At 71.5% G+C, this 15,332-nt stretch carries 16 protein-coding genes; 3 read left to right on the top strand and 13 right to left on the bottom strand.

The features are described 5' to 3' along the window. Positions 1-96 precede the first annotated feature (96 nt). Together ACFJGV_RS13580 and ACFJGV_RS13575 are read left to right on the top strand one after the other, a co-directional pair. The gene (locus tag ACFJGV_RS13580; RefSeq protein WP_378144522.1) at positions 97-1,017 is read left to right on the top strand and encodes a rhodanese-related sulfurtransferase; all 921 of its coding nucleotides are present in this window, start codon (positions 97-99) and stop codon (positions 1,015-1,017) included. Positions 1,018-1,102: 85 nt separating this feature from the next. Continuing rightward, positions 1,103-1,882 carry an isocitrate lyase/phosphoenolpyruvate mutase family protein gene (locus ACFJGV_RS13575; RefSeq protein ID WP_378144521.1) on the top strand — a complete coding sequence of 260 codons (780 nt, stop codon included), beginning with the start codon at positions 1,103-1,105 and terminating at the stop codon, positions 1,880-1,882. A 19-nt stretch (positions 1,883-1,901) separates the two neighbouring features. On the opposite strand, the gene ACFJGV_RS13570 is transcribed toward ACFJGV_RS13575, so the two are convergent. From ACFJGV_RS13570 to ACFJGV_RS13550, 5 genes are all read right to left on the bottom strand, one after another. Then, positions 1,902-2,402, bottom strand: a complete 501-nt coding sequence (locus ACFJGV_RS13570) for a nucleotidyltransferase domain-containing protein (RefSeq protein WP_378144520.1) — start codon at positions 2,400-2,402, stop codon at positions 1,902-1,904. Positions 2,403-2,471: 69 nt separating this feature from the next. Further along, positions 2,472-3,677: an FAD-dependent monooxygenase gene (locus ACFJGV_RS13565; protein ID WP_378144519.1), complete on the bottom strand. Its 1,206-nt coding sequence runs from the start codon at positions 3,675-3,677 to the stop codon at positions 2,472-2,474. Positions 3,678-3,712: 35 nt separating this feature from the next. Next, the gene (locus ACFJGV_RS13560; protein ID WP_378144518.1) at positions 3,713-5,131 is read right to left on the bottom strand and encodes an LssY C-terminal domain-containing protein; all 1,419 of its coding nucleotides are present in this window, start codon (positions 5,129-5,131) and stop codon (positions 3,713-3,715) included. A gap of 111 nt (positions 5,132-5,242) precedes the next feature. Beyond that, entirely contained in the window at positions 5,243-5,512 is a 270-nt protein-coding gene (locus tag ACFJGV_RS13555) for a hypothetical protein (protein WP_378144517.1), read from the bottom strand. 49 nt (positions 5,513-5,561) lie between these two features. Further along, positions 5,562-6,389, bottom strand: a complete 828-nt coding sequence (locus tag ACFJGV_RS13550) for a class I SAM-dependent methyltransferase (RefSeq protein ID WP_378144516.1) — start codon at positions 6,387-6,389, stop codon at positions 5,562-5,564. Between the two features lie 117 nt (positions 6,390-6,506). On the opposite strand from ACFJGV_RS13550, the gene ACFJGV_RS13545 reads away from it, so the two are divergent. After that, a complete protein-coding gene (locus ACFJGV_RS13545) occupies positions 6,507-7,484 on the top strand; it encodes an MDR family oxidoreductase (RefSeq protein WP_378144515.1) in 978 nt (325 codons plus the stop codon). A 282-nt stretch (positions 7,485-7,766) separates the two neighbouring features. Here the strand turns inward: ACFJGV_RS13545 and ACFJGV_RS13540 are convergent, their stop codons facing one another. The 8 genes from ACFJGV_RS13540 to ACFJGV_RS13505 all read right to left on the bottom strand — a co-directional run bounded on the left by ACFJGV_RS13540 (position 7,767) and on the right by ACFJGV_RS13505 (position 15,320). Beyond that, positions 7,767-8,144, bottom strand: coding sequence for a hypothetical protein (locus ACFJGV_RS13540; RefSeq protein WP_378144514.1), 378 nt, complete (start codon positions 8,142-8,144; stop codon positions 7,767-7,769). Between the two features lie 105 nt (positions 8,145-8,249). Further along, positions 8,250-8,825 (bottom strand): hypothetical protein, encoded by a 576-nt coding sequence (locus ACFJGV_RS13535; protein ID WP_378144513.1) that lies wholly within the window; start codon positions 8,823-8,825, stop codon positions 8,250-8,252. Next, entirely contained in the window at positions 8,822-9,655 is an 834-nt protein-coding gene (locus tag ACFJGV_RS13530) for an endonuclease/exonuclease/phosphatase family protein (protein ID WP_378144512.1), read from the bottom strand. The genes ACFJGV_RS13535 and ACFJGV_RS13530 overlap by 4 nt, the downstream gene beginning before the upstream one ends. Positions 9,656-9,665: 10 nt before the next feature. Continuing rightward, on the bottom strand, positions 9,666-11,021 hold the full coding sequence (locus ACFJGV_RS13525; RefSeq protein WP_378144511.1) for a glutamate-1-semialdehyde 2,1-aminomutase: 1,356 nt from the start codon (positions 11,019-11,021) through the stop codon (positions 9,666-9,668). Continuing rightward, positions 11,018-12,019 (bottom strand): porphobilinogen synthase, encoded by a 1,002-nt coding sequence (gene hemB, locus ACFJGV_RS13520; RefSeq protein WP_378144510.1) that lies wholly within the window; start codon positions 12,017-12,019, stop codon positions 11,018-11,020. Before hemB ends, ACFJGV_RS13525 begins: the two co-directional genes overlap by 4 nt. Positions 12,020-12,083: 64 nt before the next feature. Next, positions 12,084-12,437 (bottom strand): VOC family protein, encoded by a 354-nt coding sequence (locus tag ACFJGV_RS13515; protein ID WP_378144509.1) that lies wholly within the window; start codon positions 12,435-12,437, stop codon positions 12,084-12,086. A 222-nt stretch (positions 12,438-12,659) separates the two neighbouring features. After that, a complete protein-coding gene (locus ACFJGV_RS13510; RefSeq protein ID WP_378144508.1) occupies positions 12,660-13,922 on the bottom strand; it encodes a hypothetical protein in 1,263 nt (420 codons plus the stop codon). Positions 13,923-13,988: 66 nt separating this feature from the next. Next, complete coding sequence (locus ACFJGV_RS13505; protein WP_378144507.1) at positions 13,989-15,320, bottom strand: sensor histidine kinase; 1,332 nt, start codon at positions 15,318-15,320, stop codon at positions 13,989-13,991. Positions 15,321-15,332 lie beyond the last annotated feature (12 nt).

The following is a 15,332-nucleotide window of genomic DNA, read 5'->3' as shown; positions in this document are numbered from 1 at the left end:
CTGTCATGCTGTCACGCGCCGCATCCGCGACGAAGGCCGCCTGGGTAGTGCTGCTCAGCGGCGCATCGCCGTCGGCGCACGACCTAGGATCAGCGGGTGGCGATTCCGAAGATCATCCTCTACTACGTCTTCGCGCCCGTGGCCGACCCCGGGGCCGTGCGCCTCTGGCAGCGCGACCTGTGCGAGTCGCTCGGGCTGCGCGGCCGCATCCTGCTCTCGCCGCACGGCATCAACGGCACCCTCGGGGGCGAGCTCGACGCGGTGAAGCGCTATCTGCGCAAGACGCGCGAGTTCGGCCCGTTCTCGGGCCTCGACGTGAAGTGGAGCGAGGGCACCGGCCTCACCGACGAGCCGGCGTCGCGCCACACCGTCTACCGGGCGAGCACCGACTTCCCGCGCCTCTCGGTACGCGTGCGCGACGAGCTCGTGAGCTTCGGCGCTCCGGACGAGCTCGCCGTCGACGGCGACGGGGTGGTCGGCGGTGGGGAGCACCTCGATCCGGATGCGGTGCACGCGCTGGTCGAGTCGCGCGGCGATGAGGTGGTCTTCTTCGACGGGCGCAACTCCTTCGAGGCCGCGATCGGCCGCTTCGAGGGCGCCGTGGTGCCCGACGTCGCGACCACCCGCGACTTCGTCGCCGAGCTCGACAGCGGCCGGTACGACCACCTCAAGTCGCGGCCGGTGGTGACCTACTGCACCGGAGGCATCCGCTGCGAGGTGCTCTCGTCGCTCATGCGCAGCCGGGGCTTCGAGGAGGTCTACCAGCTCGACGGCGGGATCGTCCGCTACGCGGAGCGCTTCGGCTCGTCGGGGCTGTGGAGGGGCTCGCTCTACGTCTTCGACGGCCGGGGCTCGGTCGACTACGGCGACTCTCCCGCCGTCATCGGCGAGTGCGCCACCTGCCGCACCGCGACGAGCCGGATGCAGAACTGCGCCGACCCCGCCTGCCGCACCCAGCTCGTCGTCTGCACCGACTGCGCCCCCACCCATGCCGCCTGCGAGCAGCACGCCGCCTGAGGCCCGCCGCCGCGGGCGGACCGCGGGCGGCGGCAGGCAGGCCGTGGCCGCGGGCGGGCGAGGGCCGGCGGGGTACGCTGACGCCATGACGACCCTGCATGCCGGACGGCGGGAGCGGGCCGCCCGCCTGCTCGAGCTCCACGAGGCGCACGAGGTGCTGGCGCTGGTCAACGTGTGGGACGTCGCGAGCGCACGCGCTCTCGCCGAGCTGCCCGAGACGCGGGCGATCGCCACCGCGAGCCACGCGATCGCCGCGGTGTTCGGGTACGACGACGGAGAGCAGATCCCCGTCGATCTCATGCTCGACATGGTGGGCCGGATCGCGCTCTGCACCGACCTCCCCGTCACGGCCGACCTCGAGGCGGGCTACGGCTCGCCCGGCGAGACCGTGCGCCGCGCCATCGGCCTCGGCGTGGTGGGCGCGAACCTCGAGGACGGGATGCGTCCGCACATCGAGTCGGTCGAGAACGTGGCATCGGCGGTGAACGCGGCGCACGCCGAGGGTGTCATCTCGTTCGTGCTCAACGCCCGGACCGACGCCTTCCTGCTGCGCGGCGATCGCCCCCTCGACGACACGATCGAGGATGCGGTGGAGCGCGGGCGCGCCTACCTCGACGCCGGTGCCGCCTGCGTCTTCGTGCCCGGCGTCACCGAGGTGGCGGTGATCGAGCGCCTCGTCGAGGGGATCGGGGAGCGCCGCGTCAGCCTGCTCGGCCACCTGCACGCGCCCCTCTCGCTCGAACGCCTCGCCGCGCTCGGGGTCGCCCGTGTCTCGTACGGCCCCTCACCCCAGCGCGTCGCGCTCGCCGCGCTGCAACACGCCGCCCGCGACCTCCACGCGAGCACGGGCCCGCGAGCGCACTGACGCTCGCCCTGACCGGAGCTCAGAGCGGGATCGCGTCGTCGAGAGCCCGACGTCGCATGCGGGTCTTCAGCGACGCCAACGGGACGACGTCGACCGGCGTCTGGAGGATCCGCTCCGCCTCGTGCCGGAGGCGAGCGAGGTCGGACAGCCTCGCCCCCTCATCCAGGTCGACGAGCAGGTCGATGTCGCTCGTCTCGGTCGCGTCGCCTCGGGCGACGCTCCCGACCAGGCGGATCGAGCGGGCGCCGAGGGCTCCGAGCGACGCCTTGAGCTCGTCGGCGTTCTCGTCGAGTCTGCGCCTCAGGCGAGACGACGCCTCGGTGCGCGCGCTGATCCGGATGTCGAGCCTCATGCCGGCGGCGCCGACCAGCCTGACGAGGGTGCGCAACGACGGCTCACGCCGACTCCCCTCGTACGCGCTCACCACGCTCTGCGTCGAGGACGCCCGCGCCGCGAGCTGCGACTGGGTCAGGCCCGCCGTCACCCTCGCTTCGCGCAGGATCTGGGCCGCTGATGGCATACGGCGAAGATAGCCGGATCTGCATTATCTGCGCAATCCTCACTTTCTCCGACTGGGCGCTCAGCGCTCTCAGTGGCTCCACATCCAGTCGAAGGTGACGCCGCCGTCGCCCTCGAAGCGATGCCGGAGGAGGGCGTCGCGGGCGCGCTGCTCGGGGCCGTCGGGCAGGTGGAGGAAGTGCTTGTTCACCAGGGAGGCGCGCTGCAGCTCAGCGGCGATGGGCGCGCGCTGCGCTCGATAGCGTTCGAGGGCCGCCCCGATGTCGTCGGCGCCCGGTCCCTCCAGCTCGGTGGCGAGGGCGCCCGCATCCTCGATCGCCTGGGAGCCGCCCTGACCCTGGTAGGGCAGCATCGCGTGGGCGGCGTCGCCGAGCAGCACGATCCGGCCGCGCACCCAGTCGTCGTCGGGGGCGCGGTGGAGGAGCGGCTGAAGGAGCACGTCGTCCCCGGCCTTCTGCAGGAGCGAGACGAGCCGCGGCGTCCAGCCGGGCACGGTAGCGACGAACTCGTCGCGCGAGACCAGCGCCGACGGGGCGTCGTCGAGCCGGGGGTCGGTCCCGTGCTTCTGCACCACGAGGCAGAGCGTCTCTCCCCCGCGGATGAAGAAGTGCACGCCGTGCGCGCCCGGCCCGTACCAGAGGGTGTTGGTGGGGTGGTGCGTGATCCACTCGGTCTCCGGATCCGCCTCGAGCACGGCCCGCGGGATCAGCGCGCGGTACGAGATCTCCTTCTCGCGCCGCAGCTCCCCCGGGAACCCGACGGAGGTGCGCACCGCCGACCTGAGGCCGTCGGCCCCGATGAGGAGGTCGCCGGAGACCCGGCGCCCGTCTTCGGCGATCGCCGCCGCGCCGGCGCCCTCGTTCTCGGCGGCGACCACCGGGAAGGAGGTGAGGATCCGGATCGTGCCGCCCTCCGCGTCCGGATCGCGGCAGGCGTCGAGCAGCACCCGGAAGAGGTCGCCGCGGTGGAACTGCCAGTAAGGGGCGCCGTACCGCTCCTCGAGCTCGTCGCCCATGGGCATCGACGCGATCACCTCGCCGTCGGACCACCGCCGCCGCACCTGATCCAGCGGGGTGACCGCGACACGCTCGAGGGCCTCGCGGAGGCCGAGCGCCAGCAGCACCCGCGTCGCATTGGGCGCGATCTGGATCCCGGCGCCGATCTCGCTGAGCTCGGGCGCCTGCTCGAGCACGGTGACGTCCCACCCGCACTCCCTCAGGGTGAGCGCGGCGGTCAGCCCGCCGATCCCGCCGCCCACGATGACCGCTGTTCTCACCCGTCCATCCTCGCTCACACGGTCCGGCCGGTCGCTCACGCGGTGGCGGCGTCGGCGAGCCGCTCGGCGCGGCGGCGGGCGCGCGACGAGCGCCGCTCGAGCCCGCGGCGGTGCGCGAAGCCGCGCGCATCCGTGCCCGAGAGGGCGAGCAGCACGAGCACGTCGAACGACAGGCCCACGAGGTTGGTCTGCAGCGTGATCTCGGGCCCGCCGTGCCAGAAGTTGAGCGCGGCGCCCACGATGGCGACGGTGCTGATGGCCATCGCGGCGAACCGGGCCCAATTGTGCCCGTGGTAGATCAGGTAGGCGAGCGCCGAGTAGAACGCGATCGCGATCCCCAGCACCGTGACGAAGGACGCGAGCACGAGCGACGAGAGGTACTGAGCGTCTTCAGGGGTGACCGCGCCGGAGAGGTTGCGGATGCTGCGCTCGGCCTCCGGCAGCGACAGCGCCACCACGATGGCGGTGACGATCGCCGAGGCCACGCGCAGGGCCATGAGCAGGACGCCCAGGTAGATCGACTGCGGGCGCTCGCCGATCGTGGTTCCGAGCGGGTTGATCGCGCTCGACTCGCGGTCGGACGACGGCCGGGGCGCGACATCCCAGGTGGGCACCCGCGACACGTCGACGATCGGCAGGTCACCGTCGGTGGAGATCGCGTCGCCGCCTCCGTTGACGTGGTGGTACCCGCTCGAGAAGTTGCGGATGGTCTCGACCCGTACCGACTCGTTGCCCTCCGCGAGGGTCTCGACGATGTAGTCGCGCTCCCGGTCGGTGTCGCGCTCGACGCGGTGCGTGAGCTGCAGGGTGAAGAAGGAGAGACCGATCGCCCGGTCGTAGGTGCCGGCGGCCATCCAGTCCGCGCGCACACCGCCGGGCAGCAGCCATCCGGCGGGGCACGCCCAGAAGCGCACGTGGTGCCGTTTCGACGTGTTGCCGGCCTCCTGCTGGTAGGTGAAGGACTGCATCCGACCGAACAGGTACAGCGCGCTCACGGGCGCATCCGGGTAGCTGCGCCGGGAGATCGTCGCGCGGATGGTGCGCAGGGCGCTGCGCAGGCCCATGTCGTCGGCGCGGTGCCAGCCGGCCCGGGTCATCGCCTCGTGGATCTGCTCCTCCGTGCCGCGGAGCGCCACGTTGACCGGATCGCCGAGCAGGCCCTCGCGCGTCTTGGCGCGCCCGATGAAGTAGTCGGGCACGTAGAAGAGGGTGAGGATGCTGTGCACCCGCGGGAGCAGCAGATACGCCACGACGGCCCAGAACACGACGAGGAACCAGAGCTGCTGCCACCCCTTGGCGAACGACTCGGTGGCGACGAGATAGGCGAGCCAGCCCGCCGCGGCCGTGCCGAACAGGAAGAACGCACTGTCGACGACGAGGCCGAGCGAACCACGGAACGTGCGCCTGCGGATGTGCTCCGCGAGGGACGCCTCCTCGAGGTCTTCAGTCGACACGTGGCCGATCCGCCTCCTTCTGGTGCTCGCCCCCTCCCCCGCCATTGTCTCAGGAGTTCGGCGCTCGGCCCATTCGGGGTGGTGCAGCGCGCCTGCGGGGCGATCCGGGGTTCAGGCGACGACGCCGCCCATCATGCCGATGAGGGCCAGCTGGTGCTCGCGCTCCACACCCTGCGCGTGGAACTTCCCATCGGGTGAGAAGTAGGCGACCAGCCCGTCGGGGTTCGGATGGCTCCACGCGCGGAGGTGCTTCTCGAGATCCTTCACGTAGTACCGCGCCTCGCCCTCGACGGAGCGCTTCTCGAGCTGCTCGTGGGCCTCGAGCTGCTCGGGGGTCAGCCCCGACTGCGGGGCGGATGCGGACTGCTGGTCGTCTGCCATGCTCTCGACCCTATCCGCGTGCCCCGCTCTGCCGGAGTCTCTGGGCCCGTCACCTCTTCCGAGCCTGCAGCGTGTACGTGAGCGGCATCGTGCCGGGGCGCTCGGCGAGCGCCCACTCATCGAGCGGCGCCTGGACCATGAGCCCGGGGAACGGCACGTAGGGCACGGTCTCGTGCTCGACCAGCCCGGAGATGGCGAGGCCCTCGTCGAGCAGGGCGGTCACGATCTCGCCCATCCCGTGGTTCCACTCGAACGTCTTCGTCGCGGTGAGCTTGCGGGCGGTCTCGACGTAGCTGACGTCGTCGTCCCACTCGAGGGGCTCGGAGTGCTCGAAGTACGGGTAGGTCGGCTGCATCCGCTCGTCCATGGTCCAGAGGATCGGATGCGCCTCCCGGATGAACAGCCGCCCGCCCGGGCGCAGCAGCCGGGCGACGACCGAGGCCCAGTCGCGGATGCTGGGGAGCCAGCACAGCGCGCCGATCCCCGTGTAGACGAGGTCGAAGCGTTCCGTGCCGAGTGCGTCGACGGCACCGTCGACATCCGACCGCACGTACTCGACGTGGTCGCCTGTCTCCGCGACGAGGCGCCGCGCCTCGGCGATCGCCGACTCGGAGAAGTCGAGGCCCACGACCGACCTCGCGCCGAGCCGCGCGAGCGAGAGGGTGTCGGTGCCGATGTGGCACTGCAGGTGCACGACGTCGAGCCCGCTGAGGTCGCCGAGCCGCTCGCGGTCGAAGCGCACGACGTCGGAGAGCATCTCGCGGTCGTCGACGAAGCGGCCCGTCTCGTAGCCGCTGCCGGTGCGGGCCGCGTGGAGCGTGGCCCGATCGTCCCAGTTGGCGCGATTGGCCTCGAGAAAGCGGTCGTTGCCGGTCATGCCGGACTCCTTCCGCCCGCCTCCCGGTCGGTGGCGAGCCTGCCAGCGTACGACATCTCCGGGCTAGGGTCGAGAGCGTCCCCGCCTGACGATGCCGCGGCGGGCCGAGGAGGAGACGTGACGAGAGCGATCGTGGTGCCCGAGAAGGGTGCGCCGGGCGAGCTGACCGAGTTCGACGACGAGCAACTGACCGGGGAGGTCGCGCTCGACGTGCTCTACTCGAGCGTCAACTTCAAGGACGGGCTCGCGGTGTCCGGACGCCCCGGGGTGGTCCGCGAATGGCCGCTCGTCCCGGGCATCGACATCGTGGGGCGGGTCACCGCCTCCGAGACGCCCCGCTTCGAGGAGGACGACCTGGTGGTGCTCAACGGCGACGGGATCGGCGAGGCCCGCCACGGCGGGTTCGCCGACCGCGCCAGGGTCCGCGCCGACGCGCTCGTGCCGCTGCCCGCGTCGATCAGCCCCGAGCGGGCGGCCGCGATCGGCACCGCGGGGTTCACGGCGATGATCGCCGTGCTCGCCCTCTCGGACCTCGGCGTCTCCCCCGACGACGGTGACGTGCTCGTCACCGGGGCCGCGGGCGGCGTGGGCTCGATCGCCACGTCGCTGCTCGCGGGTCGCGGCTACCGGGTCATCGCGTCGACCGGACGCCCCGAGGAGCGCGACTACCTCACCTCCCTCGGGGCCGCCGACCTCCTCGACCGGCACGAGCTGTCGGATGCGGAGGGCCGCCCTCTGCAGAGCCAGCGCTGGGCGGGTGCCATCGACTCGGTCGGCAGCCGCACGCTCGCCAACGTGCTCGCCCAGACGAGGTACGGCGGCGCCGTGGTCGCCTGCGGCCTCGCGCAGGGGCCGGACCTGCCCGCGACGGTGATGCCGTTCATCCTGCGTTCGGTCACGCTGACGGGCGCGAACTCGGTGGAGGCGCCGGTGGACCTGCGCGAGCGCGCCTGGTCGGCGCTCGCCGCCGAGCTCGACCTCGACGCCCTCGACTCGATGACGACCACGATCGGACTCGCCGATGTGCTCCCGATGGCCGACCGCATCCTCGCCGGCGGCGTCCGCGGCCGCACGGTCGTCGACCTCAGCCGCTGACCCCGGCGCAGTTCGGCGCGGTCAGCGTCGCTTCGACACCGATCCGCGCCGACCTCGCCGAATAGCGGGGGACTCTGCCGAATCCGGTGTCGAAGCGACGGCATCCGGCCGCTGGCCGGCTGTGCGGCGCGCCGCCGGCCTGCCTGGGCTGACTCCGGACTTCCGGCCGGGACGCCGGCAGGAATCCGGAGTCGGCCCTCCAGGCGCCGAGACTCCGGAGTCAGCTCACGCCGCGCCGGGGTAGGCGGGGAGCCCACGCCTACCTATCGCGGCGCGCGCGTGTCAGACGTCGATGCGCTCCGTGCCCTCCTCGGGCGGGAGGCGCAGGGCGCGCAGCAGCTCGACGGCGTGGGAGGTGGTGACGATGAGGCGCGAGTACTCCTGGCGCTCGAGGTCGATGACCACCGCGGAGCGGGTGCGCTTGACGATGAGGAAGTCCTTGCCGTCGTGGTGCTTCCACGTGCCGATGGCGAGGGTGAGCGGGATGGCCGACCCGGGCGCGCGGATGCCGCGGACCCAGATCCACGGGTCGTCGGTGAGCACGGCCGACTTGATGTCGTCGAGCGGGATGACGATGTCGGTGCGGCGGAAGGACAGCATCTTCTCGGTGCGCGTCAGACGGATCTCGAGCCGATCTGTGTGCACGAAGAGGACTGCCATGCCCTCTAGTCTGCCGTCCCTCGCCGACGTTCGGCAGGGGTGGCCCGCCGCAGCGCATAACGATTCGGGCATACTCCCAGGAGCCCGGCCCGGGGAGGGGGTTGATCAGGCTCGCGGCGAGAGCAGCGGCACCGTCGCCACGATGACTCCCGCGACGAGCGACCCGACCGCATCGACCGCGAGATCGCCGATGGTGTCGTCGTAGCCCACGAAGATGGTCGGGTCGATGACGGCCCGACCGAACCACTCCACCATCTCCCAGACCGCGCCGAGCGCCAGGCCGGAGACGCCGGTCACGATCACCGCCGTCGCCCGCGGATGCCGCGCGCCGGGCCCGCCGACCATGCCCAGCCGCTCGAGCACGAGGTACGCCATCGCCGCGAGGAGCCCCGTACAGAGCAGGTGCACGGGCACGTCCCACCACGGCACGGTCGTGTAGAGGTCGAGTACGTTGCTCCACGCCGCCACGAGCAACGTAAGGCAGAACGCGAGGTCGAACCCCACCCGCACGCCGATGAACCGCGGCACCAGCAGGGCCGGCGTCACGAACGCGACGATCCCCGCATCAGTCGCCCCGAAGCCGAGGGCGGCGACGAGCACGCTCGCGATGCCGAGCGCCCGCACCGCGTCGGCCGCGACCTCGCCCGCGGTCTGCGGCCGGCGCAGGAAGCGCTCGATCACGCTGCGGCTGGGGCCGGGATGCGCAGCACGGCCTGCACGGGGAGGTGGTCGGACGGCCAGACGCCTCTCGGCCTGCGCACCGCGATCTGCACGGCGGAGACCTCGACGGCGGCGGACACGGCGATCCAGTCGATGCGCTTCCGGTGCGAGCGCGGGTCGCGGTAGTTCTCGAAGGTGCCCCACAGCGGGCTCAGCCGGCGGGCGGCGGCGTGCCAGGCGTCCTTGAGGGCGCCATCGGAGAAAAGCTCGTCGAGCGGCTCCGTGCCCTCCCCCGAGTTGAAGTCGCCGGTGATGATCGCCGGCAGGCTGTCGCGCTCCACCATCTGCCGCAGCATCCTCGCGCCCTCGATGCGGGAGCGACGCGACACGTTGTCGAGGTGGGTGTTGATCATCACGAACCGCGCCGAGGTGACCCGGTCGACGAAGACGGCGCGCACGAGCGTCCGGGGTGTGTGATTGCCCCAGGTGCGCGACCCGGGCACCTCGGGCGTGGCCGAGACGGCGAGCTGCTGCCACTCGAGCAACCGCAGGCGCCGCGAGTCGAAGAACAGCGGCGTGCCCTCGCCTCGACCGTCGGCGTTGCGGCCGTGTCCGAGCATCCGGTAGCCGCGCCCGAGCGCCCTCTTCACGGCAGCGGCCTGGCCGGGCAGCGCCTCCTGCACGCCGAGCAGCGTGGGTCGCGCCTCCTCGACCACGGCGGCGACGGCGGGCTCGCGGCGGGACCAGCTGTCGGCCGGGCGCGGGTCGACGGGCATGCGCCGGCGGATGTTGAAGGTCATCACCTGCAGATCGGGCGCCTCGACGGGCCCGATGAGCACAGAATCCCTCACGGGACCGAGCCTAGGCGGTCGGCGCCTCCGCGGCCGCCGCCGCGCGCGCCGCGGCGGGAAGGGCATCGAGGATGCGCTGCACCGCCGAGTCGTCGTGCGCGGCCGTGACGAACCACGCCTCGTACACCGAGGGCGGCAGCGAGACGCCGGCGTCGAGCATGGCATGGAAGAACGGGGCGTACCGGTACGCCTCCTGCGCCTGCACGTCGGCGTAGTCGCGCGGAGGCGTGGTCGGGCCGAACGTGAAGCTGAACAGGCTGCCCGCCCGCTGCACGCTGTGCGCCACTCCGGCCGCGCCGAACGCCGCCGACACCGCGGAGGAGACGACGGAGGACACCGCGTCGAGCCGCTCGTACACCGCGGCGTCGGCGAGCTGCAGCGTGCGGATGCCCGCGGCCACCGCCACCGGGTTCCCCGAGAGGGTGCCCGCCTGGTACACCGGGCCGAGCGGAGCGAGCGCCTCCATCACATCGGCGCGGCCGCCCAGCGCGGCGAGCGGCATCCCCCCGCCCACCACCTTGCCGAAGGTGACGAGGTCGGGACGGTACGGATGCGCGGCGGGCTCCGCGAGCCCGGAGCCGTTCTCGACGCCCCACCATCCGGCGGGGCCCGTGCGGAAGCCGGTGAGCACCTCGTCGACGATGAGCAGCGCGCCGTTCGCGTGGGCGATGTCGGCGAGCGCCGCGTTGAACCCGGGCTCGGGCGTCACGACGCCCATGTTCGCCGGCGCCGCCTCGGTGATGATCGCCGCGATCTCGCCCGCCCGCTCGGCGAACACCGCGCGCACCGCCTCGAGGTCGTGGTAGGGCAGCACGATCGTCTGCGCCGCGATCGCCGCGGGGACGCCGGCGGAGGCCGGCAGCGCCAGCGTGGCGAGCCCCGACCCCGACTCGGCGAGGAGCCCGTCGGAGTGGCCGTGGTAGTGGCCGGCGAACTTCACGAGCAGGTCGCGCCCGGTCACCCCACGGGCGAGGCGGATGGCCGTCATCGTCGCCTCGGTGCCCGTCGACACCAGCCGCAGCCGCTCGATCGGATGCACACCCTGCGCCTCGACGCGCTCACGCACGAGCTCGGCGAGCTCCGACTCGGCGGGCGTGGTCGCACCGAAGGAGAGCCCGCGGGCGGCCGCCTCCTGCACAGCGGCGACGACCTCCGGATGCGCGTGGCCGAGGATCGCAGGACCCCAGGAGGCGACGAGGTCGACGTATTCGCGACCCTCCGCATCGGTGACATAGGGCCCGCGAGCGGAGACGAGGAACCGCGGCGTGCCGCCGACGGAGCGGTAGGCGCGCACGGGCGAGTTGACCCCGCCGGGGATGGAGCGCTGGGCGCGCTCGAACTCGGCCTGGTTCGTCGTGGCGGTCACGCGCGGCTCTCCTTCTTCAGACGCTCGGCGAGCTCGACGGCCCAGTAGGTGAGCACCGCCTCGGCGCCGGCACGGCGGATGCCGACCACGCTCTCGAGGATGGCCCGGTCGCGGTCGATCCAGCCGTTCGCGGCGGCGGCCTCGATCATCGCGTACTCCCCCGACACCTGGTACGCCCAGGTCGGCACGGGGACGACGGCGGAGACGTCGGCGACGAGGTCGAGGTAGCTCATGGCGGGCTTCACCATGACCACGTCGGCGCCCTCGTCGACGTCGATGAGGGCCTCGCGCACGCCCTCGCGCCGGTTGGCGGGGTCGAGCTGGTAGGTCTTGCGGTCGCCCTTGAGCGTCGATCCGACGGCCTCCCGGAACGGGCCGTAGAAGGCGGAGGCGTACTTCGCGGCGTACGCGAGGATCGCGACGTCCTGGAAGCCCTCGTCGTCGAGCGCCGCGCGCACCGCGGCGACCTGGCCGTCCATCATCCCCGAGAGGCCGAGCAGCTGCGAGCCGGCCCGCGCCTGCTCGACGGCCATGTCGCGGTAGCGGCCGAGGGTGGCGTCATTGTCGACGCTGCCGTCGGCGGCGAGCACGCCGCAGTGGCCGTGATCGGTGAACTCGTCGAGGCACAGATCGGTCTGCACGACGATCACGTCGCCCACCTCGGCGGCGACCGCCCGCGTGGCCGCGTTGAGCACGCCGTCAGGGTCGGTGGCTGCGGATCCGACGCCATCCTTCACCTCGTCGCTCGGCACGCCGAAGAGCATGACGCCGCCCACCCCGAGGTCGGCGGCCTCGTTGACCGCCGCCTTCAGCGTGTCGACGGTGTGCTGCACGAGGCCCGGCATCGACGTGATCGGGACGGGGTCGACCACGTCGTCGCGCACGAAGAGCGGGAGGATGAGCTGAGCGGGGTCGATGCGGGTCTCGGCCACCAGGCGACGCAGAGCGGGGGTGCTGCGGAGGCGACGGGGACGCACGGCGGGGAAGCGGCCGGTCATGCCCTCCAGCTTAGGCGCGCATCCTGGGCCCCCGCCCCGGCCGGACCCAGCCTGGGCGGGCGACTCAGGCCGGCTGCCAGAGCTCGATCCGGGTGCCCTCGGGGTCGGTCACCCGGCCGAAGCGGCCGACGCCGTCCATGTCCTGCACCTCGTCGTCGACGTCAGCTCCCGCCGCGCGCAGCTGGGCCAGCATCGCGTCGAGGTCGCGCACTCGGAGGTTCATCATGCCCTGCTGCGTGCGCGGACCGAGGTAATCGGAGTCCGCGTCGAACACGGCGAACACCGTCGGCCCGTGCTCCGTCGCCCACGCCCCGTACTGGTCGAGCTCCATCCCGAGCACGTCGCGATACCAGGCCTTCAAGGCGTCTGGGTCGGATGCGCGCACGAACCACCCGCCGATCCCCACCACTCTCTCCATGGGGTCAGGCTACCGATCTGTGTTATGTCTCAGGGCATCGGTCACAGTTCTGTGTCAGGACATAGGTGACCATTTCGCGGACTGTGCTGGTGACACCTCGTGGTTGGGACCTGGATGGTCAGCGGATCCCCAGTGTCTGTATCGAGGTGAGTATCGCTGCGATGGTGGCGAGAACCGCGATGCCGCCGATGATGGCGTCGCGTGAATGCTGCCCACGGGTGTTCACGGGGTGGGGAGGGTGTCGAGCAGGTCGTTGAGTGCCGCGTCCTCTTTCGTGGGGTCGGGACTGCTGGCGCGGACGGAGCTGAGGACGGGGTCGATCTTCTGGTCGATGCTGGTCCAGGCTTGGCAGTTGGCGGCTTGGAGTCGCGGTTGGGCGTCGTCCCATGCGGTTTCGAGGTCTGTGGCGCGGGAGGCGGCGGCTTTCTGGTCTCCGGCATCGACGAGGGTCTTGATGTCGTTCGTCGTGTCTCGGAATTCGGCCAGGTCGGTGCTGGGGAAGCTGGTCGAGGCGGCAGCACGAGCATCGGATGCGGTGAGCTGGGCGCCGGAGTCACAGGAGCTCACCGGGCCTTCGTCGGCGAGTGCGCTGGCGTGGGGGAGGCTGTTCGTCCACGCGAGCAGTCCGATGGTGGCTGCCGCGACGGCGCTGAGGATGATGAGGGAGGCTCTGTGGCGCTGTGGGCGTTCTGACGGAACCGCGCGAGCGCGTCGCTGCTCGGTGACGTCGACCCGGCTGACGGCGAGGTAGATGACGGTGGCGATGATCGCAGCGAGGAAGAGGATGCTTGTCGCGAAGGTCCCGAACCCCAGGCCCTGTTCGCTGCTGGGGAGCCCGAGCCAGTCGCCGATGTTGGCGCCGAGGGGGCGGGTGAGGATGTAGGCGATCCAGAAGGTGAGCACGGGGTTGGCGCCGTAGCGCCACAGCGCCGCGGTGATCGCGATGAGGGCTGCGGGGAGCAGGATGGACGCTCCGGGGCCCCATCCGGTGAGTTCGAGGGTCCAGTCGCCGAGTGCTGTGCCCAGGGCGAAGGTCACGAGGACGGCGAGCCAGTAGAACCCCTCGCGAGGTCTGGTGGTGATGCTGTGGATCGAGAGGGTCTGTTCCCGGTCATACCAGATGCCGAAGACGATGATGAGGGCGGTGGCGAAGATGCTCGAGCTGAGCCAGAGCGGGACGCCGATCTGGTCGGTGAGGATGTCGGTGTAGAGGGTGCCCGTGATGCTGAGAACGACGACGGTCAGCCAATAGGGGGCGGGCAGGTAGCGGCGGAGGCTCACCTGCACGGTCAACACGAGGACTGTGACGGCGGTGAATATCATGGCCGTCATCACCAGCCCGACGCCGAGTGCGGTGTTGATCCAGTCGGCGAAGCTCTCGCCGACGGTGGTGCAGAGGATCTTGATGACCCAGAACCAGATGGTGACTTCGGGAACCTTGCTCAGCAGCGTCTGCCCGCGTCGGGTGGTCGTGATCGTCGTCATGGGGTGCACGATCGCAGCCGCGACTCGGGTTCCGCTTCACAGCAGAGCGCCTGCGTCTGAGACTTCTCACAGTCGCAGCGGCACCCGGACAGTGACAGCCAGTCCGCCCTCTGGCCGGTTGCTGAGGTGCGCCTCGCCGCCGGCTCGTTGTGCGGCGGCATGCACGATGGCCAGACCCAGGCCCGAACCCTGATGCTGGGATCGGGCGTCGTCCTGCTGGGAGAAGCGGTCGAATGCTCGGGGCAGGAACTCGGAAGTCATGCCCGGGCCGTCGTCTTCGACGGAGAGGACGACGGCATCCGACCCCACCCTGGCGATGACCCTGACACGGCCGTCGCCGTCGAGTGCGGTGATCGAGTTGCTGACGAGGTTGTCGACCAGGCGTCCGAACGTGGTCGGTCGGATCGATGCTGACCCGGCGGGGTCTGCCCCGTCCGCGTCGACCGACAGGTCGATGGTGACCCGGGAACCGGACGTGCGTAGGCGTGCCCGGTCGACGGCGGCCCCAGCTTCCTCGATCAGTTCGGCGACGGTGGCCGCCCCTGTCGGGACCGTGTCGGAGTCCAGTCGCGACAGCTCGAGAAGGTCACCCACGAGGGCGCTGAGCCTGGCCGCGGCTCGCTGGGCGGCTCGGATGTCCGCGTCACGGTCGGCCGGCCCCTCGCTGGACTGCATCAGCTCGAGCTGGGCTTGGAGGACGGCGACCGGGCTGCGGAGTTCGTGGCTAGCGTCGGAGACCATCTGGCGTTCTCGGGCGGCGGCGGCGCGGAGGTCGATGATGAGGTGGTTGAGCGTCGTGGCGAGGTCGGTGATCTCGTCGTGCGCTTCACCCACGGGCAGCAGGGACTGTGATCGGGTCTGGACGATCTGTTCGGCGCTGCGCCGCATCCGCTCCACCGGTCGCAATGCCGCACCGGTGAGGACCCACGACGCGATCCCGAAGAGTCCGACGAGAACGACACCACCGATGGACAGGCCCGCATCCAGCGTGGTCAGGATCGACGCTGTCGACGCGAGGTCCTGGGCTGCGGCGATCGTCCAATTCCCCATGGCGGCGGGGACCTGCTCGACGGTCACCGCGTAATCCGCGCCTCCCGCGGTGAGGCGTTGAGTCCCGACAGGCGCGGACGTCAACGGACCGACGGCATCCGTGAGCGCCTGCGGGAAGGTGCTCACGACCGTGGTCCCTTCGGGCTGGGCGACGGCGATCAGCTCGCCTTCGCCCGGAGTGTCGACGGCGTCGAGGGGCTCGGTGAGGATGGATGTCTCGTAGGGGGCGAGGTTGCTGTCCAGCACCGCGTCGGTCGAGTTCTGCAGCAGTTGCGCGACGATCTGGTGCACCGCGATCGCGGAGACGGTGAAGAACGCGGCGACGAGGACGATCGTGCCGATCGTCATCCGGGCACGGAT

It is taken from the genome of Cnuibacter sp. UC19_7, assembly GCF_042699995.1.
In the GTDB taxonomy this organism is placed as follows: Bacteria; Actinomycetota; Actinomycetes; order Actinomycetales; family Microbacteriaceae; genus Cnuibacter.
This window is presented reverse-complemented; position numbering and strand designations above follow the sequence as displayed.